Source organism: Paraburkholderia sp. IMGN_8, from assembly GCF_038050405.1.
In the GTDB taxonomy this organism is placed as follows: Bacteria; Pseudomonadota; Gammaproteobacteria; order Burkholderiales; family Burkholderiaceae; genus Paraburkholderia.
This window is the reverse complement of the sequence record NZ_CP150901.1, coordinates 2,434,514-2,450,224: the sequence shown is the minus strand read 5'-3', so window position 1 is coordinate 2,450,224 and position 15,711 is coordinate 2,434,514. Positions and strand designations below refer to the sequence as shown.

General features: G+C 58.4%; 8 protein-coding genes, 2 tRNA genes and 3 rRNA genes. 12 read left to right on the top strand and 1 reads right to left on the bottom strand.

The window, feature by feature from the left end; translation table 11 throughout:
- Window positions 1-71 precede the first annotated feature (71 nt).
- The 9 genes from WN982_RS32085 (at window position 72) to rrf (ending at window position 10,022) form a co-directional block, all read left to right on the top strand.
- Window positions 72-815 (top strand): phosphonate utilization associated transcriptional regulator, encoded by a 744-nt coding sequence (locus WN982_RS32085; RefSeq protein WP_341316051.1) that lies wholly within the window; start codon window positions 72-74, stop codon window positions 813-815.
- Between the two features lie 38 nt (window positions 816-853).
- Window positions 854-2,119, top strand: coding sequence for a phosphonoacetate hydrolase (gene phnA, locus WN982_RS32080; RefSeq protein ID WP_341316050.1), 1,266 nt, complete (start codon window positions 854-856; stop codon window positions 2,117-2,119).
- Entirely contained in the window at window positions 2,116-3,567 is a 1,452-nt protein-coding gene (gene phnY / locus WN982_RS32075; protein WP_341316049.1) for a phosphonoacetaldehyde dehydrogenase, read from the top strand. Before phnA ends, phnY begins: the two co-directional genes overlap by 4 nt.
- 4 nt (window positions 3,568-3,571) lie before the next feature.
- Window positions 3,572-4,132: a phosphonate degradation HD-domain oxygenase gene (locus tag WN982_RS32070; RefSeq protein WP_341316048.1), complete on the top strand. Its 561-nt coding sequence runs from the start codon at window positions 3,572-3,574 to the stop codon at window positions 4,130-4,132.
- 547 nt (window positions 4,133-4,679) lie between these two features.
- Window positions 4,680-6,210, top strand: a 16S ribosomal RNA gene (locus tag WN982_RS32065).
- 63 nt (window positions 6,211-6,273) lie between these two features.
- Window positions 6,274-6,350: transfer RNA gene (locus WN982_RS32060), tRNA-Ile, on the top strand.
- Between the two features lie 70 nt (window positions 6,351-6,420).
- Window positions 6,421-6,496: transfer RNA gene (locus WN982_RS32055), tRNA-Ala, on the top strand.
- A 328-nt stretch (window positions 6,497-6,824) separates the two neighbouring features.
- A 23S ribosomal RNA gene (locus WN982_RS32050) occupies window positions 6,825-9,703 on the top strand.
- 206 nt (window positions 9,704-9,909) lie between these two features.
- A 5S ribosomal RNA gene (rrf, locus tag WN982_RS32045) occupies window positions 9,910-10,022 on the top strand.
- Together the 16S, 23S and 5S rRNA genes with 2 tRNA genes alongside form the textbook arrangement of a ribosomal RNA operon.
- A 165-nt stretch (window positions 10,023-10,187) precedes the next feature.
- On the opposite strand, the gene WN982_RS32040 is transcribed toward rrf, so the two are convergent.
- The gene (locus WN982_RS32040; RefSeq protein WP_341316047.1) at window positions 10,188-11,198 is read right to left on the bottom strand and encodes a LysR family transcriptional regulator; all 1,011 of its coding nucleotides are present in this window, start codon (window positions 11,196-11,198) and stop codon (window positions 10,188-10,190) included.
- A 201-nt stretch (window positions 11,199-11,399) separates the two neighbouring features.
- On the opposite strand from WN982_RS32040, the gene WN982_RS32035 reads away from it, so the two are divergent.
- The 3 genes from WN982_RS32035 (at window position 11,400) to WN982_RS32025 (ending at window position 15,656) form a co-directional block, all read left to right on the top strand.
- A complete protein-coding gene (locus tag WN982_RS32035) occupies window positions 11,400-13,565 on the top strand; it encodes an FUSC family protein (RefSeq protein ID WP_341316046.1) in 2,166 nt (721 codons plus the stop codon).
- 167 nt (window positions 13,566-13,732) lie between these two features.
- On the top strand, window positions 13,733-13,948 hold the full coding sequence (locus tag WN982_RS32030) for a hypothetical protein (protein ID WP_341316045.1): 216 nt from the start codon (window positions 13,733-13,735) through the stop codon (window positions 13,946-13,948).
- A 193-nt stretch (window positions 13,949-14,141) separates the two neighbouring features.
- Window positions 14,142-15,656, top strand: a complete 1,515-nt coding sequence (locus WN982_RS32025; RefSeq protein ID WP_341319484.1) for a succinate CoA transferase — start codon at window positions 14,142-14,144, stop codon at window positions 15,654-15,656.
- Window positions 15,657-15,711: the final 55 nt, after the last annotated feature.

The window sequence follows — 15,711 nt, the reverse complement described above, 5'->3', positions numbered from 1 at the left end:
TTGCGTGCCACGGGGGCGCCCCCGCACAAATCACATAAATCTCACATAGCAATGTGGCAAAATATGCCAAAATGACCGAATATATGCAAACCACTTCAATCGATTCGATCGAGGTTGTGCGCAGGCATTCGTTGACGGCGCTAGTCCGCGACGAAATCGAACGGCACATCATCGGAGGGGCGCTGGCTCCCGGCGACAAACTCAACGAAGCCGACTGGGCCGCGCGTCTGCAGGTATCGCGCGGGCCGGTGCGCGAAGCGTTTCGCGCGCTGGAGCAAGCCGGCCTTGTGCGCACCGAGAAAAACCGCGGCGTGTTCGTGCGGACGGTCTCGCTGGCGGAAGCGGACGAGATTTACGCGGTGCGCGCGGTGCTCGAAGAGGCGGCGTGCCGGATGCTGGCTTCGAGTATCGATGCGCGGCAGCTTGCCGGGCTGCGCGAGTGGCTCGACGCCATGCGCGCCGCGCTCGATGCGCAGGATCACGACGCCTACGCGCGCGGGAATGTGGCGTTTCACGACGCGATCGTGGCGGCCTCGGGCAACGTCAAGCTGTACGAGACATATCGAAGGCTGGTGAGCGAATTGAGTCTGTTTCGTCGCGCGGCGCTGGCGGTGCGTGCCGACGCGATGGAACGCTCGCTCGCCGAACATCGCGCGATTCTGACCGCGCTGGCCTCGCGCGATGCCGACCATGCCGCCGCGCTGATGCACGCGCATGTGAACGGCGGCCGGCAGCGCGCGCATGAGGCGTGCGAACCGGCCGGCGCGTTGGGTGAAATGCAGAGGTCCGGCCAGGGTTTGATGGCAGCGGATTGACTACAAGCACGCGTGATCGACACGCATGGAAGGTAACGATGGCAACGCTAAGCGAACGCAGTATTGAAGTGAACGGCCGTAACTACCGGCTCCCGGCTGAGCCTACTGTGGTCGTCTGCGTGGACGGCTGCGAATACGATTACCTCGAAGCCGCCGTCGCGGCAGGCGTGGCGCCGTTCATCGGCAAGATGCTCAAGAGCGGCGCGGCCTTCAAAGGCGACTGCGTGATTCCGTCGTTCACCAACCCCAACAATTTGTCGATCGTCTGCGGGGTGCCGCCTTCGGTACATGGCATCTGCGGCAATTACTTCTGGGATCCGGACGCGAACGGCGGCGAAGGCGCGGAAGTGATGATGAACGATCCCGCCTATCTGCGCGCCGGCACGTTGCTGGCAGCCGCCGCCGAAGCGGGCGCCGCAGTTGCCGTGGTCACCGCGAAAGACAAGCTGCGCCGGCTGCTCGGCTGGCAACTGAAGGGCATCTGCTTCTCGGCGGAAAAAGCCGACAAGGTGACGCGCGAGGAAAACGGCATTGATGAGGTGCTCGATCTGGTCGGCTTGCCGGTCCCGGACGTATATAGCGCCGGTCTGTCCGAGTTCGTGTTCGCCGCCGGTGTGCGGCTCGCGGAAACCCGCAAGCTCGATCTGATGTACCTGTCGACCACCGATTACATCCAGCACAAATGCGCGCCGGGCACCGAAGGCGCGAACGCGTTCTACGCGATGATGGACGGCTATCTTGCGAAGCTCGATGCCCTCGGCTGGGTGATCGGCGTCACCGCCGACCACGGCATGAACGCCAAACACGATCCGCAGACCGGCGAGCCCAACGTGATCTATCTGCAGGACGTGATGGACGATTGGCTCGGCGCTCGCAGAGCACGTGTCATCTTGCCGATCACCGATCCGTATGTGGTGCATCACGGCGCGCTCGGTTCGTTTGCGACGATTTACCTGCCGCGCGATGTCAACGTCGCGCAGGTCATCGAGCGGATCGGCGGCTTGCAGGGCATCGAAGTGGTGCTCGACAATCGCGCGGCATGCGAGCGCTTCGAGCTGCCGAACGACCGCGTCGGCGATATCGTCGTGGTGAGCACTAAACATGTCGTGCTCGGTACGCGTCGCGAAGAACACGACCTCTCCGGACTGACCGTGCCGCTGCGCTCGCATGGCGGAATCTCCGAGCAGGAAGTGCCGCTGCTGTTCAATCGGCGCGTCGAGGCTTTGCTAGCCGGTAAAAGTGATAAGAGGCTGCGCAACTTCGATATCTTCGATGTCGCCTTGAATCATGTGGCGGCATCATGAACGCGATGCTGCAGGACCATCCGGCATTTCGCACCGAAGCGCTGCGGCTCAAAGGCGAGCGAGCGACGCGCGAACGCATGCTCGACGTGTTCGATCCTTTTACGGGAACGCGCGTGGGCACCGTCCCGCTGGCGAGCATTGAAGACGTGCGCGCCGCGTTCGAATATGCCGCCGCGTATCAGGCGAAGCTCACACGCTACGAACGTTCGCAGATTCTCGAACGCGCCGCAGCGTTGCTGCGCGAGCGGACCGAAGCCGCCTCGGATCTGATTTCGCTCGAGTCGGGCTTGTCGAAGCAGGATTCACGTTACGAGATCGGCCGTGTTGCCGATGTATTCAAGTTCGCGTCGATCGAAGCGTTGCGCGACGACGGGCAGAGCTTCTCCTGCGATCTGACGCCGCATGGCAAGAAGCGCCGTGTGTTTTCGCAGCGCGAGCCGTTGGCGGGTGTGATCGTCGCGATTACGCCGTTCAACCATCCGATGAACCAGGTCGCGCATAAGATTGCGCCGGCGATCGCGACGAATAATCGCGTTGTGCTCAAGCCGTCGGAGAAGGTGCCGTTGTCGGCGTTCTATCTGGCGGACATTCTGTATGAAGCCGGCTTGCCCGCACCGATGCTGCAGGTGCTGACCGGCGATCCGCGCGAAATCGCCGATGAACTGATTACGCATCCGTTGGCCGAGCTCGTGACCTTCACGGGCGGCGTGGCGATCGGTAAATACATTGCCGCGAAAGCGGCCTACCGGCGTGTCGTGCTGGAACTGGGCGGCAACGATCCGCTGATCGTGCTCGAAGACGCCGACCTCGAACGCGCGGCGACGCTTGCCGTGCAGGGCTCGTATAAGAACTCCGGGCAGCGCTGTACCGCGGTCAAGCGGATGCTGGTGCAGAAGGGCATCGCGGCGGATTTCACGGACCTGGTCGTCGAGAAAACGCGCGCGTGGACCTATGGCGATCCGTTCGATGCTTCGAATCTGATGGGCACCGTGATCGACGCCGCTGCCGCGCAGCTTTTCGAAGCGCGCGTCAATGAAGCGGTGGCGAGCGGCGCGCGGTTGCGAATCGGCAACCAGCGCAACGGCGCACTCTATTCGCCGACGGTGCTCGACGACGTCGATCCCTCGATGACGCTCGTGCGCGAGGAAACCTTCGGGCCCGTGTCGCCGATTATTACCTTCGACACGCTCGACGACGCGATTCGTATCAGCAACGGGACGCCGTTCGGGTTGTCGTCCGGTGTGTGCACGAACCAGCAGGACGCGATCACGCGCTTCATCAATGAACTGCGCGTGGGGACGGTCAACGTATGGGAAGTGCCGGGATACCGGATCGAATTGACGCCGTTCGGCGGCGTCAAGGATTCCGGGCTTGGCTATAAAGAAGGCGTTCAGGAAGCGATGAAGAGCTTCACCAACCTGAAGACCTTTTCATTACCGTGGGAGTAATAGCGTGGCATTGAGTCTGAGCGACATCCGTTCGTTATTCGAGCAATACGGCAATCTCGCTTATAGCGGCGAGCTGGTGACGCAACTCGAACACGCGTTGCAAAGCGGCGCATTGGCGGAAGAAGAGGGTGCCCACGACGAACTGGTCGCCGCCGCCTTTTTGCACGACCTCGGCCATCTGCTGAATCTGCAAGGCGAAACACCGACGGAGCGCGGCATCGACGATCTACATCAGTATTTTGCGCTGCCGTTCTTGCGGCCAGTGTTGTCGGATGTGGTATTGGAGCCGATCCGGCTGCACGTCGACGCCAAGCGCTGCCTATGTGCGATCGACAATGCCTATTTCGGCAAGCTCTCGGCCGATTCGGTGCGGAGCCTTGCGTTGCAAGGCGGCATCTTCAGCGAGGAAGAGGCTGCGATGTTCCTGAAGAAGCCCTACGCCGAAGACGCATTGCGCCTGCGCAAATGGGACGATCGCGCAAAAGAAGAGGGCCGCGTGACGCCCGATCTCGATCACTATTTAGGCGTGGTTGAGCGAGCGATGCAGAAGCACGTGATTGCCTGAATCTGTTGTTCTTGTTTGCTATCTTCGCGCCAAATCTGGCGCAATCCATACGTATCAAAATAACGCTTGCAAGCCGCGGTCCGGCTCGCTAGAATCTCGCTCTTTCGCGCTTCGGACAACGGGGCGCGGGAGGCGGGAGAGCCAGTAATGGCGGGGGTTTCCGAGAGGTCGGGCAGGTTCAGGAAGTTAAAAAAACCTGTTGACGACGTAGCGAAAGTTCTCCATAATCTCGCTTCTCTGCTGCTGATGCAGCGACGCAGAACGAAGCGGTGCCGGGTGGTTGTGAGGTTGACGACGCGCGGTGGCGGTTTGGTGGTGAATGCGCACTCGATCTTTAAAAATTAACAGCCGATAAGTGTGGGCGCTTGATGCGCGACGCGACGATGGATTCTTCGGGGTCTGTCGACAAGCGAAAGTATCAAGTCTCACACTAGTATCAAGGAAAGGTTTTCCTGCTGGGGTGGATTCACGCCGGCAGGAGGATCATTCGTCAGTACGTTGAGTGAGCGACCGGTTGGTAAAACAACCGAAAAACAGTAACAGGTTTGAACTGAAGAGTTTGATCCTGGCTCAGATTGAACGCTGGCGGCATGCCTTACACATGCAAGTCGAACGGCAGCACGGGAGCAATCCTGGTGGCGAGTGGCGAACGGGTGAGTAATACATCGGAACGTGTCCTGTAGTGGGGGATAGCCCGGCGAAAGCCGGATTAATACCGCATACGCTCTACGGAGGAAAGGGGGGGATCTTCGGACCTCCCGCTACAGGGGCGGCCGATGGCAGATTAGCTAGTTGGTGGGGTAAAGGCCTACCAAGGCGACGATCTGTAGCTGGTCTGAGAGGACGACCAGCCACACTGGGACTGAGACACGGCCCAGACTCCTACGGGAGGCAGCAGTGGGGAATTTTGGACAATGGGCGCAAGCCTGATCCAGCAATGCCGCGTGTGTGAAGAAGGCCTTCGGGTTGTAAAGCACTTTTGTCCGGAAAGAAAACCTCTGGGTTAATACCCCGGGGGGATGACGGTACCGGAAGAATAAGCACCGGCTAACTACGTGCCAGCAGCCGCGGTAATACGTAGGGTGCAAGCGTTAATCGGAATTACTGGGCGTAAAGCGTGCGCAGGCGGTCCGCTAAGACAGATGTGAAATCCCCGGGCTTAACCTGGGAACTGCATTTGTGACTGGCGGGCTAGAGTATGGCAGAGGGGGGTAGAATTCCACGTGTAGCAGTGAAATGCGTAGAGATGTGGAGGAATACCGATGGCGAAGGCAGCCCCCTGGGCCAATACTGACGCTCATGCACGAAAGCGTGGGGAGCAAACAGGATTAGATACCCTGGTAGTCCACGCCCTAAACGATGTCAACTAGTTGTCGGGTCTTCATTGACTTGGTAACGTAGCTAACGCGTGAAGTTGACCGCCTGGGGAGTACGGTCGCAAGATTAAAACTCAAAGGAATTGACGGGGACCCGCACAAGCGGTGGATGATGTGGATTAATTCGATGCAACGCGAAAAACCTTACCTACCCTTGACATGTATGGAATCCTGCCGAGAGGTGGGAGTGCCCGAAAGGGAGCCATAACACAGGTGCTGCATGGCTGTCGTCAGCTCGTGTCGTGAGATGTTGGGTTAAGTCCCGCAACGAGCGCAACCCTTGTCCCTAGTTGCTACGCAAGAGCACTCCAGGGAGACTGCCGGTGACAAACCGGAGGAAGGTGGGGATGACGTCAAGTCCTCATGGCCCTTATGGGTAGGGCTTCACACGTCATACAATGGTCGGAACAGAGGGTCGCCAACCCGCGAGGGGGAGCCAATCCCAGAAAACCGATCGTAGTCCGGATCGCACTCTGCAACTCGAGTGCGTGAAGCTGGAATCGCTAGTAATCGCGGATCAGCATGCCGCGGTGAATACGTTCCCGGGTCTTGTACACACCGCCCGTCACACCATGGGAGTGGGTTTTACCAGAAGTGGCTAGTCTAACCGCAAGGAGGACGGTCACCACGGTAGGATTCATGACTGGGGTGAAGTCGTAACAAGGTAGCCGTATCGGAAGGTGCGGCTGGATCACCTCCTTTCTCGAGCTAACGTGTCAAACGTTGAGCGCTCACGCTTATCGGCTGTGAAAAAGACAGACTCAGGGGTCTGTAGCTCAGTCGGTTAGAGCACCGTCTTGATAAGGCGGGGGTCGATGGTTCGAATCCATCCAGACCCACCACTGTTTCTGCGGTGGCTGATCAACTGAAACCTCTGGGTATGAGTACAGGTAGTGATATCTGTGTATGACTGGGGGATTAGCTCAGCTGGGAGAGCACCTGCTTTGCAAGCAGGGGGTCGTCGGTTCGATCCCGTCATCCTCCACCAATCCTCAATGCCGGTTTTACTGCGGTGAACATTGAAAGATGTTTGCGGTGTAGTGAAACAGGCATTGGCGATTGAGCCAGTCAGAGTGATATGAAGCAGAGCTTTATATCGGCTGTCGTTCTTTAACAATCAGGAAGAAGTAGTAAAGAGATTCACGAAAGGATACTTAGAGATGGGTGTCCGAGTAGGTGAATCAGGGTTGTGATTGTATCAATGTATTTTATAAGTGATCGAAAGATTGCTTTGGAATACGGCGCAACACGAATACTCAACCTGTAACGATGTGATGAAGTCATGCGCAAGCGTGGCGGAGACACACCCGTTATAGGGTCAAGCGAACAAGTGCATGTGGTGGATGCCTTGGCGATCACAGGCGATGAAGGACGCGGTAGCCTGCGAAAAGCGGTGGGGAGCTGGCAAACGAGCTTTGATCCACCGATATCCGAATGGGGAAACCCACTCCGTATGGAGTATCCATGGCTGAATACATAGGCTATGCGAAGCGAACGCGGTGAACTGAAACATCTAAGTAACCGCAGGAAAAGAAATCAACCGAGATTCCCAGAGTAGTGGCGAGCGAAATGGGACCAGCCTGTACTCTTTATCTTCATTGTTAGTCGAAGGCTCTGGAAAGTGCCGCCATAGCAGGTGATAGCCCTGTAGACGAAAACAGCGAGGAAGAACTGGGTGTACGACAAGTAGGGCGGGACACGTGAAATCCTGTCTGAAGATGGGGGGACCATCCTCCAAGGCTAAATACTCGTGATCGACCGATAGTGAACCAGTACCGTGAGGGAAAGGCGAAAAGAACCCCGGGAGGGGAGTGAAACAGATCCTGAAACCGCATGCATACAAACAGTCGGAGCCTCGCAAGGGGTGACGGCGTACCTTTTGTATAATGGGTCAGCGACTTACATTCAGTGGCAAGCTTAACCGATTAGGGCAGGCGTAGCGAAAGCGAGTCCGAACAGGGCGTTCAGTCGCTGGGTGTAGACCCGAAACCAGGTGATCTATCCATGGCCAGGATGAAGGTGCGGTAACACGTACTGGAGGTCCGAACCCACTAACGTTGAAAAGTTAGGGGATGAGCTGTGGATAGGGGTGAAAGGCTAAACAAACCTGGAAATAGCTGGTTCTCTCCGAAAACTATTTAGGTAGTGCCTCGTGTATCACCTTCGGGGGTAGAGCACTGTCATGGTTGTGGGGTCCATTGCGGATTACTACGCCATAGCAAACTCCGAATACCGAAGAGTGCAATCACGGGAGACAGACATCGGGTGCTAACGTCCGGTGTCAAGAGGGAAACAACCCAGACCGCCAGCTAAGGTCCCCAAATATTGCTAAGTGGGAAACGAAGTGGGAAGGCTAAAACAGTCAGGAGGTTGGCTTAGAAGCAGCCATCCTTTAAAGAAAGCGTAATAGCTCACTGATCGAGTCGTCCTGCGCGGAAGATGTAACGGGGCTAAGCAATATACCGAAGCTGCGGATGCACAGTAATGTGCATGGTAGGAGAGCGTTCCGTAAGCCTGCGAAGGTGCATTGAAAAGTGCGCTGGAGGTATCGGAAGTGCGAATGCTGACATGAGTAGCGATAAAGGGGGTGAAAGGCCCCCTCGCCGTAAGCCCAAGGTTTCCTACGCAACGTTCATCGGCGTAGGGTGAGTCGGCCCCTAAGGCGAGGCAGAAATGCGTAGCTGATGGGAAGCAGGTTAATATTCCTGCACCATTGTTAAATGCGATGGGGGGACGGATCGCGGAAGGTTGTCCGGGTGTTGGAAGTCCCGGTTCCTGTGTTGGAGAAGGCGCTTTGGCAAATCCGGGCGCGCAATTCAAGGGCATGGGACGAGTGATCCAGGTCACGAAGCAACTGGAAGTGGTTCCAAGAAAAGCCTCTAAGCTTCAGTTTAACAAGACCGTACCGCAAACCGACACAGGTGGGCGAGATGAGTATTCTAAGGCGCTTGAGAGAACTCGGGAGAAGGAACTCGGCAAATTGGTACCGTAACTTCGGGATAAGGTACGCCCCTGTAGCTTGACTGGCCTGCGCCAGAAGGGCGAAGGGGTTGCAATAAACTGGTGGCTGCGACTGTTTAATAAAAACACAGCACTCTGCAAACACGAAAGTGGACGTATAGGGTGTGACGCCTGCCCGGTGCCGGAAGATTAAATGATGGGGTGCAAGCTCTTGATTGAAGTCCCGGTAAACGGCGGCCGTAACTATAACGGTCCTAAGGTAGCGAAATTCCTTGTCGGGTAAGTTCCGACCTGCACGAATGGCGTAACGATGGCCACACTGTCTCCTCCCGAGACTCAGCGAAGTTGAAGTGTTTGTGATGATGCAATCTCCCCGCGGCTAGACGGAAAGACCCCATGAACCTTTACTGTAGCTTTGCATTGGACTTTGAACCGGTCTGTGTAGGATAGGTGGGAGGCTGTGAAGCGTGGACGCCAGTCTGCGTGGAGCCGTCCTTGAAATACCACCCTGGTTTGTTTGAGGTTCTAACCTTGGCCCGTGATCCGGGTCGGGGACAGTGCATGGTAGGCAGTTTGACTGGGGCGGTCTCCTCCCAAAGTGTAACGGAGGAGTACGAAGGTACGCTAGGTACGGTCGGAAATCGTGCTGATAGTGCAATGGCATAAGCGTGCTTAACTGCGAGACCGACAAGTCGAGCAGGTGCGAAAGCAGGTCATAGTGATCCGGTGGTTCTGTATGGAAGGGCCATCGCTCAACGGATAAAAGGTACTCTGGGGATAACAGGCTGATACCGCCCAAGAGTTCATATCGACGGCGGTGTTTGGCACCTCGATGTCGGCTCATCTCATCCTGGGGCTGTAGCCGGTCCCAAGGGTATGGCTGTTCGCCATTTAAAGAGGTACGTGAGCTGGGTTTAAAACGTCGTGAGACAGTTTGGTCCCTATCTGCCGTGGGCGCTGGATATTTGAAGGGGGCTGCTCCTAGTACGAGAGGACCGGAGTGGACGAACCTCTGGTGTACCGGTTGTCACGCCAGTGGCATCGCCGGGTAGCTATGTTCGGAAGAGATAACCGCTGAAAGCATCTAAGCGGGAAACTCGCCTTAAGATGAGATATCCCCGGGGCTTCGAGCCCCTTGAAGGGTCGTTCAAGACCAGGACGTTGATAGGTCAGGTGTGGAAGCGCAGTAATGCGTTAAGCTAACTGATACTAATTGCCCGTAAGGCTTGATCCTATAACAGGTGTGTGTCGGCAGCCGTTAGTGCTTTGGCACTTATGGATGCCCCACCCTGCGCCACGCGCAGGGTCTCCAGAACACACAGGTTGAGATCAGTGTTGTGCCGGAAACAACACAGCCCGCATGACCTGATGTTGAATCATCAGAAACTACTTCTTCCAGATTGGCTGTATTGCCCCAGGGCAGTACGGCAACAAGTCATGCCTGATGACCATAGCGAGTCGGTCCCACCCCTTCCCATCCCGAACAGGACCGTGAAACGACTCCACGCCGATGATAGTGCGGATTCCCGTGTGAAAGTAGGTAATCGTCAGGCTCCCCTGCAGCAACAGAAACCCCACCCCACAAAGGTGGGGTTTCTGCGTTTACGGCCCGAAAACCTTCGCGACTGAAAACACGCTTGGTTCTTTCTCTCAGTTCCTTCCCAACTGAGGCGCATGCGCCGAAAACCCAGCGCACCGCTTCGTCCTTTCGTTCTGGATCAATGTCCTGGATGGCTATCTCTATCGGCGATCACGCCCGCCGGAGCCGGAACGTGCAACGCGTCATTGACTGCGAGCGCCTGGTCGACTTCCGCGAGCAGAGCTTCGTCGCGCGCAATCACTTTTGGCAGATGCGCACGCAGAAATTCAACCCATGTCCGTGTCTTTGCATCGATGAACTTACGTGACGGATACAGCGCGTAAATGTTCATCTTCTGCAGCGTATGCTGCGGCAACACACGCACCAGCGTTCCGTCGCGCAAGCCTGCAATCGCTGCATAGAGCGGTACCATGCCGATGCCCATTCCTTCACGAATCGCCACGATCAGCGATTCCGCGATATTGACCTGAACCGGCCCGTTGATCTCCATCGTTTCACTGCCGTTAGGCCCGTCGAGTACCCATTCATGGGGCGGAAAGGCCGGTGTATGCAAGATCAGGCATTCGTGATGCGCAAGATCGCGAGGTTCTTTCGGCGTGCCGCGGGCGCGCACATATGCCGGCGACGCGCACAAGATGCTGAATGTCGAGCCTAGCAGCAGCGACACGAGGTCCGAATTCGGCAAAGACGATGCGCCGACCACAGCCACGTCGCTGCTGCCTTCAAACAGATCAGGCATCCGCTGCGATAGCGTGAGTTCGACGGTGACCTCGGGATAAAGCGCGCGATAGCGCGAGATGGCCGGCAGCACGTAATGCTGGCCGATGCTGGCAAAGCTATGCATGCGCAAAGCGCCGCTAGGCCGCTCGTGCGCGCAACTTGCTTCTTCTTCCGCTGTATCGACGTCCGCGAGGATCTGCAGACTGCGCTTCAGGTAGCGCTCGCCAGCCGTGGTGAGCGCAAGGCGCCGCGTCGAACGGTTTAGTAAACGTGTGCGCAAATGAGCTTCGAGCTCAGAGATCGCGCGCGACATCGCACCGGTCGTTGAATTGAGCGAATGCGCGGCGGCGGTAAAACTACCGGCTTCGACCACGCGCACGAACACTCGCATATTTTGTAACGTATCCATCGATCCTTCTATTTCACGGCAGAGGCCATATTGTCCGCCTGTCGCGAAAACTCATCGTTGTTCGTTCTGGAAGGGACGTTCCGTCCCCGTCCTATTAATGCGCGCGACGCATGCTCCTACAATCGGCGCCTTGCCTGCCGGTGTGCGCGGTTTCTTCACCGGTGCTTTCTTCAGTGACAAACCGGGGCGCATTACTTTTCCATGAAACGCCAACATGCGATCAAACCGACGGTGGACTCTCGTCGGCAGTCGAACGACATGTTGCAAGCGCTCAGTGCCGCTACTCGCGATTGGGCGAGCAGCGACGGTGTGATCTGGCTGTATCTGCTGAAGACCGTAACAGCCGGCTTGCTGGCACTTGGCATTGCAATGCTGCTGGATCTGCAACAGCCGCGCATCGCGATGACTACGGTGTTCGTGCTGATGCAGCCATTCAGCGGCATGGTGCTCGCCAAGAGTTTCTATCGGATTCTCGGGACCGCGGTAGGTACGGTCGCTGCGCTGGTGCTCGGCTCGCTGTTTGTCCAGCAGCCCGAGTTGTACATGCTCGGCATGATTTGCTGGGTGAGCGCGTGTATCGCTGCGGCGGTCCGTTATCGGCATTTCAGGTGGTATGGCTTTGTGCTGGCGGGTTACACCGCCGCCTTGATCGGCATTCCGAATGTCAATGCGCCCCACGATCTGTTTCTGGCCGCGCTAACGCGCGCGGCGGAAGTGGCGGTCGGCATCGTGTGTTCGAGTGCGGTGAGCGCGCTAATCGTGCCGCAGCGTTCCAGCCTTGCGCTGCGACGCGCGCTACAAATTCGATATACGAATTTTACTGCGTTCGCCGCCGACGTGCTGGGCCGCGGGCTCGAGCGTGGGCAGTTCGAGCGGCGCTTTGCCGATCTGGTCGATGAAATTGTCGGTTTCGAAGCGACGCGTATTTTTGCCGCCTTCGAAGACCCCGCGATGCGCTCACGCAGCCAGCATCTCGGTCGTCTGAACGGCGAATTCATGGACGCATGCGCGCGGTTGCATGCGCTGCATCAGCTGCTCAAGCGTTTGCGCATAAGCGGGCCGCGAAGGATGGTCGAGGCCGTCACGCCGTACTTTCACGAGCTGTCGGCGTTCATCGCGCCACAGCCTGGTACCGAAGTCGATGCATCGCGCGTGGCCGCCCGTCTGCGGCTCTTTCAAGCGACGCTGCCACGACGCGTGCGCGCAACAAGGCGGCCTCTCGAAGCGGCGTCCGCTGAATCGCTGGCGGACTTCGATACGGCTGCGGAACTACTGTATCGGTTCGTCGGCGAATGGATCGGGTATTCGGAGACTTACGCTTCGCTGGCGCAGCGCAAGCCGGCAGGGCGGCAGCGCAACACCAGCCGCTATGTCAGCAAGACGAACGGCTTCGTCGTTGCGTTCACCTTTGTCAGGACTGCGGTGGTGACCGCAGTCGTCGGCTGGTTCTGGATCGCTACCGACTGGCCGAGCGGCGGTCTTGCGGTTATTGGCGCAGCGTTAGGATGCGCGCTGACGTCCACCGCGCCGAACGCTTCGAAGATGGCCGTGCAGATGGCCGTCGGCGCCGTGCTGGCGACCATGACCGGCTACCTGTTCACCTGCTACGTCTATCCGAACATCGACGGTTTTCCGCTGCTTTGCACGTCGCTCGCGCCGGTGCTTGCGCTTGGCGCGTTCATCGCGACACGCAAGCGCGCGTCGGGTTACGGCATCGGCTTTGCGGTGTTCTTCTGCCTGCTCGCCGGACCGGACAACGTCGTCACGTATGCGCCCGATCTGCTGATCAACAACGGTATCGCGGTCATCGCATCGCTGCTGCTCGCGGCGATCGTCTTCGCGGTGGTTTTTCCGGCCGATATGCCGTGGCTCACGGAGAGAATCAAGGGCGATTTGCGCGCGCAAGTCGTGTTCGCGTGCAAGGGCGAACTGCCAGGACTCAATCAGCGATTCCAGTCGAGCACGCACGATCTGACTTCGCAACTGCGTCTGCTGCTGGCGCGGCGCTCGCGGCGCCGCCGCGACGCTTTGCGCTGGATGCTGGTCACGCTCGAAGTGGGGCACGCCGTGATCGATCTGCGCAACGAAGTGGCTCGCGCGCCCTACGCGCGGGCACTCCACCCGCGCTGGGGCAGCAGCCTCGAGCGCACCGGCGCTGACCTCGCCCGGCTCTTCGCGCAGCCGGACGCACGTGGTCTCGAACGCGCGCTCGTATCCGTGCGCTCGGCTACGTGGACGGTGCAGGACGTTCTCGAAACCGTTCATACCGATCGTGATAAGCGTCACGACCTGCAACGCATCCTCAGTTGCCTGCATTTCATTCGCACAGCCTTGCTCGACAAAGACGCGCCCTTCAACACGCGCTGAAGGATGTGCCCGATCACCAGGCGATCCGATCCTTCTGCCAGATGGAAAGATCACTTCCGGGCAGCCCCGTTTATCTGCGCAGATGGCAGTCATATAGTTTCATCACTGCCACGCAGTCCCCCAAAGGGACTTCATACGGGGCGTAACCGTAAGTACTGGAGAATAAAATGAAAGTGTTGAAGATTGTCCTGATTGCCTGCTCTTTGTCCGCTGCCGTTGCTCACGCACAAACTGCCCCCGCCGCCCCGACGCCGCAAGTTGCGCAAGCGAATGCGCCGCGCGCCAACAGCGTCGGTGCGGAAGACCGGGCTGTTGCGCCGAAAGCCAAAGTTGAAGAATGTGTCGGTCCTATGAGTTTCTGCAATATCTACTTCGGCAGCTAAGCAGCGTCGCGCGTCACACTGGCAGTACCTGCAAGACCTGACGCGAGAGTTTGGTGCGTGACGAGACACCTGGCCGCGACGCCGTTCCATCGAGACGCCGCGGCATGGTGCGACAATCTGGCTACTGAGCGAAGCACACCGCAGACGTGCGCACCGGTAGACTGGGCTGGTGACTATGGAGAGACTCAGTTTCATGTACGAAGACCGGATTCGTTGTGCCGCGCTGCGCGGCAAGATCACTTCAGCCGCCGAGGCAGCGCTGCTGATTCAGAACGGCATGCGTGTCGGCGCCAGCGGCTTTACGCGCGCGGGCGACGCCAAGGCTGTCCCTGTTGCGCTCGCCGAGCGGGCGCGCCACGAAGGCAAACCGCTGCGCATTACGCTGATGACCGGCGCATCGCTCGGTCATGACGTTGACCGCATGCTGACCGAGGCGCACGTATTGGCACGCCGTCTGCCGTTTCAAGTGGACAAGACCTTGCGCGACGCGATCAATCGCGGCGAAGTGATGTTCGTCGATCAGCATCTGTCCGAAACCGTCGAGATGCTGCGCGCGAATCAACTCGGCAAGCTCGACATCGCCATTATCGAAGCCGCCGCGATCACCGAAACCGGCGGCATTGTGCCGACCACCTCGGTTGGCAATTCGGCAAGCTTCGCGATCCTGGCAGACAAAGTCATCGTCGAAATCAATCTTGCTCAGCCGCTCGCGCTCGAAGGGCTGCACGACATCTGGATCCCGGGTCGCAGGCCGCACCGCGAACCGCTGCCTATTGTTAGTCCGCAAGACCACGTCGGCACGTCGGCTATCGAGATTCCGCTCGAAAAAATCGCCGCGATCGTCATTACCGATATGGCGGACAGTCCGTCCACGGTGCTGCCCGCGGATACGGAGACCGAGCAGATCGCCGGCCATCTGATCGAATTTTTCCAGCACGAGGTGTCGCACGGGCGCATGCTCAGGAGCCTGCCGCCGTTGCAGGCCGGCATCGGTACGATTGCCAATGCGGTGCTCGCCGGCTTTGTCGATGCGCCGTTCGATGCGTTCGAAATTTATTCAGAAGTGCTGCAGGATTCGACTTTCGACCTGATGGACGCCGGTAAGGTGACGTTCGCCTCCGGTGCGTCGATCACGCTGTCGGCCGCGCGCCAGGCGCAGGTGTTCGGGGAACTCGAGCGCTATCGCGACCGTCTCGTGTTGCGTCCGCAAGAGGTCAGCAACCATCCTGAAGTCATTCGCCGGCTCGGGCTGATCGCATTGAATACCGCGTTGGAATTCGACATCTACGGCAACGTGAATTCGACGCATGTAGGCGGCACGCACATGATGAACGGTATCGGCGGGTCGGGCGACTTTTCGCGCAATGCGTCGTGTGCGATCTTTGCGACCAAGTCGATGGCAAAGAGCGGCCGGATCTCGAGCGTCGTGCCGATGGTGCCGCATTGCGATCACAACGAACACGACGTGGATGTGGTGGTGACGGAGCAGGGGCTCGCCGATCTACGCGGGCTTGCGCCGCGAGAACGCGCCACGCTGATCATCGAGAACTGCGTGCATCCGCTGTATCGCGATCTGCTTCGCGACTACTATCGGGACGCCTTGCAATGGGGTGGGCAAACGCCGCATCGGTTGGACCAGGCATTCGCATGGCATACGCGGCTGCGTGACACCGGCTCTATGTTGCCGGCGGGGGAAGCACTTCTTTAAGTAAGGCCGGCGTCAGGTGGCATTGGCCCCTGACGCCGCACAACATCAGTTGCTA

Excerpts from the sequence above, each read along its gene's own strand:
- WN982_RS32040 (WP_341316047.1), bottom strand. The coding sequence starts at position 11,198 with ATGGATACGTTACAAAATATGCGAGTGTTCGTGCGCGTGGTCGAAGCC.
- phnA (WP_341316050.1), top strand. The coding sequence starts at position 854 with ATGGCAACGCTAAGCGAACGCAGTATTGAAGTGAACGGCCGTAACTAC.
- phnY (WP_341316049.1), top strand. The coding sequence starts at position 2,116 with ATGAACGCGATGCTGCAGGACCATCCGGCATTTCGCACCGAAGCGCTG.
- WN982_RS32035 (WP_341316046.1), top strand. The coding sequence starts at position 11,400 with ATGAAACGCCAACATGCGATCAAACCGACGGTGGACTCTCGTCGGCAG.
- WN982_RS32085 (WP_341316051.1), top strand. The coding sequence starts at position 72 with ATGACCGAATATATGCAAACCACTTCAATCGATTCGATCGAGGTTGTG.
- WN982_RS32030 (WP_341316045.1), top strand. The coding sequence starts at position 13,733 with ATGAAAGTGTTGAAGATTGTCCTGATTGCCTGCTCTTTGTCCGCTGCC.
- WN982_RS32025 (WP_341319484.1), top strand. The coding sequence starts at position 14,142 with ATGTACGAAGACCGGATTCGTTGTGCCGCGCTGCGCGGCAAGATCACT.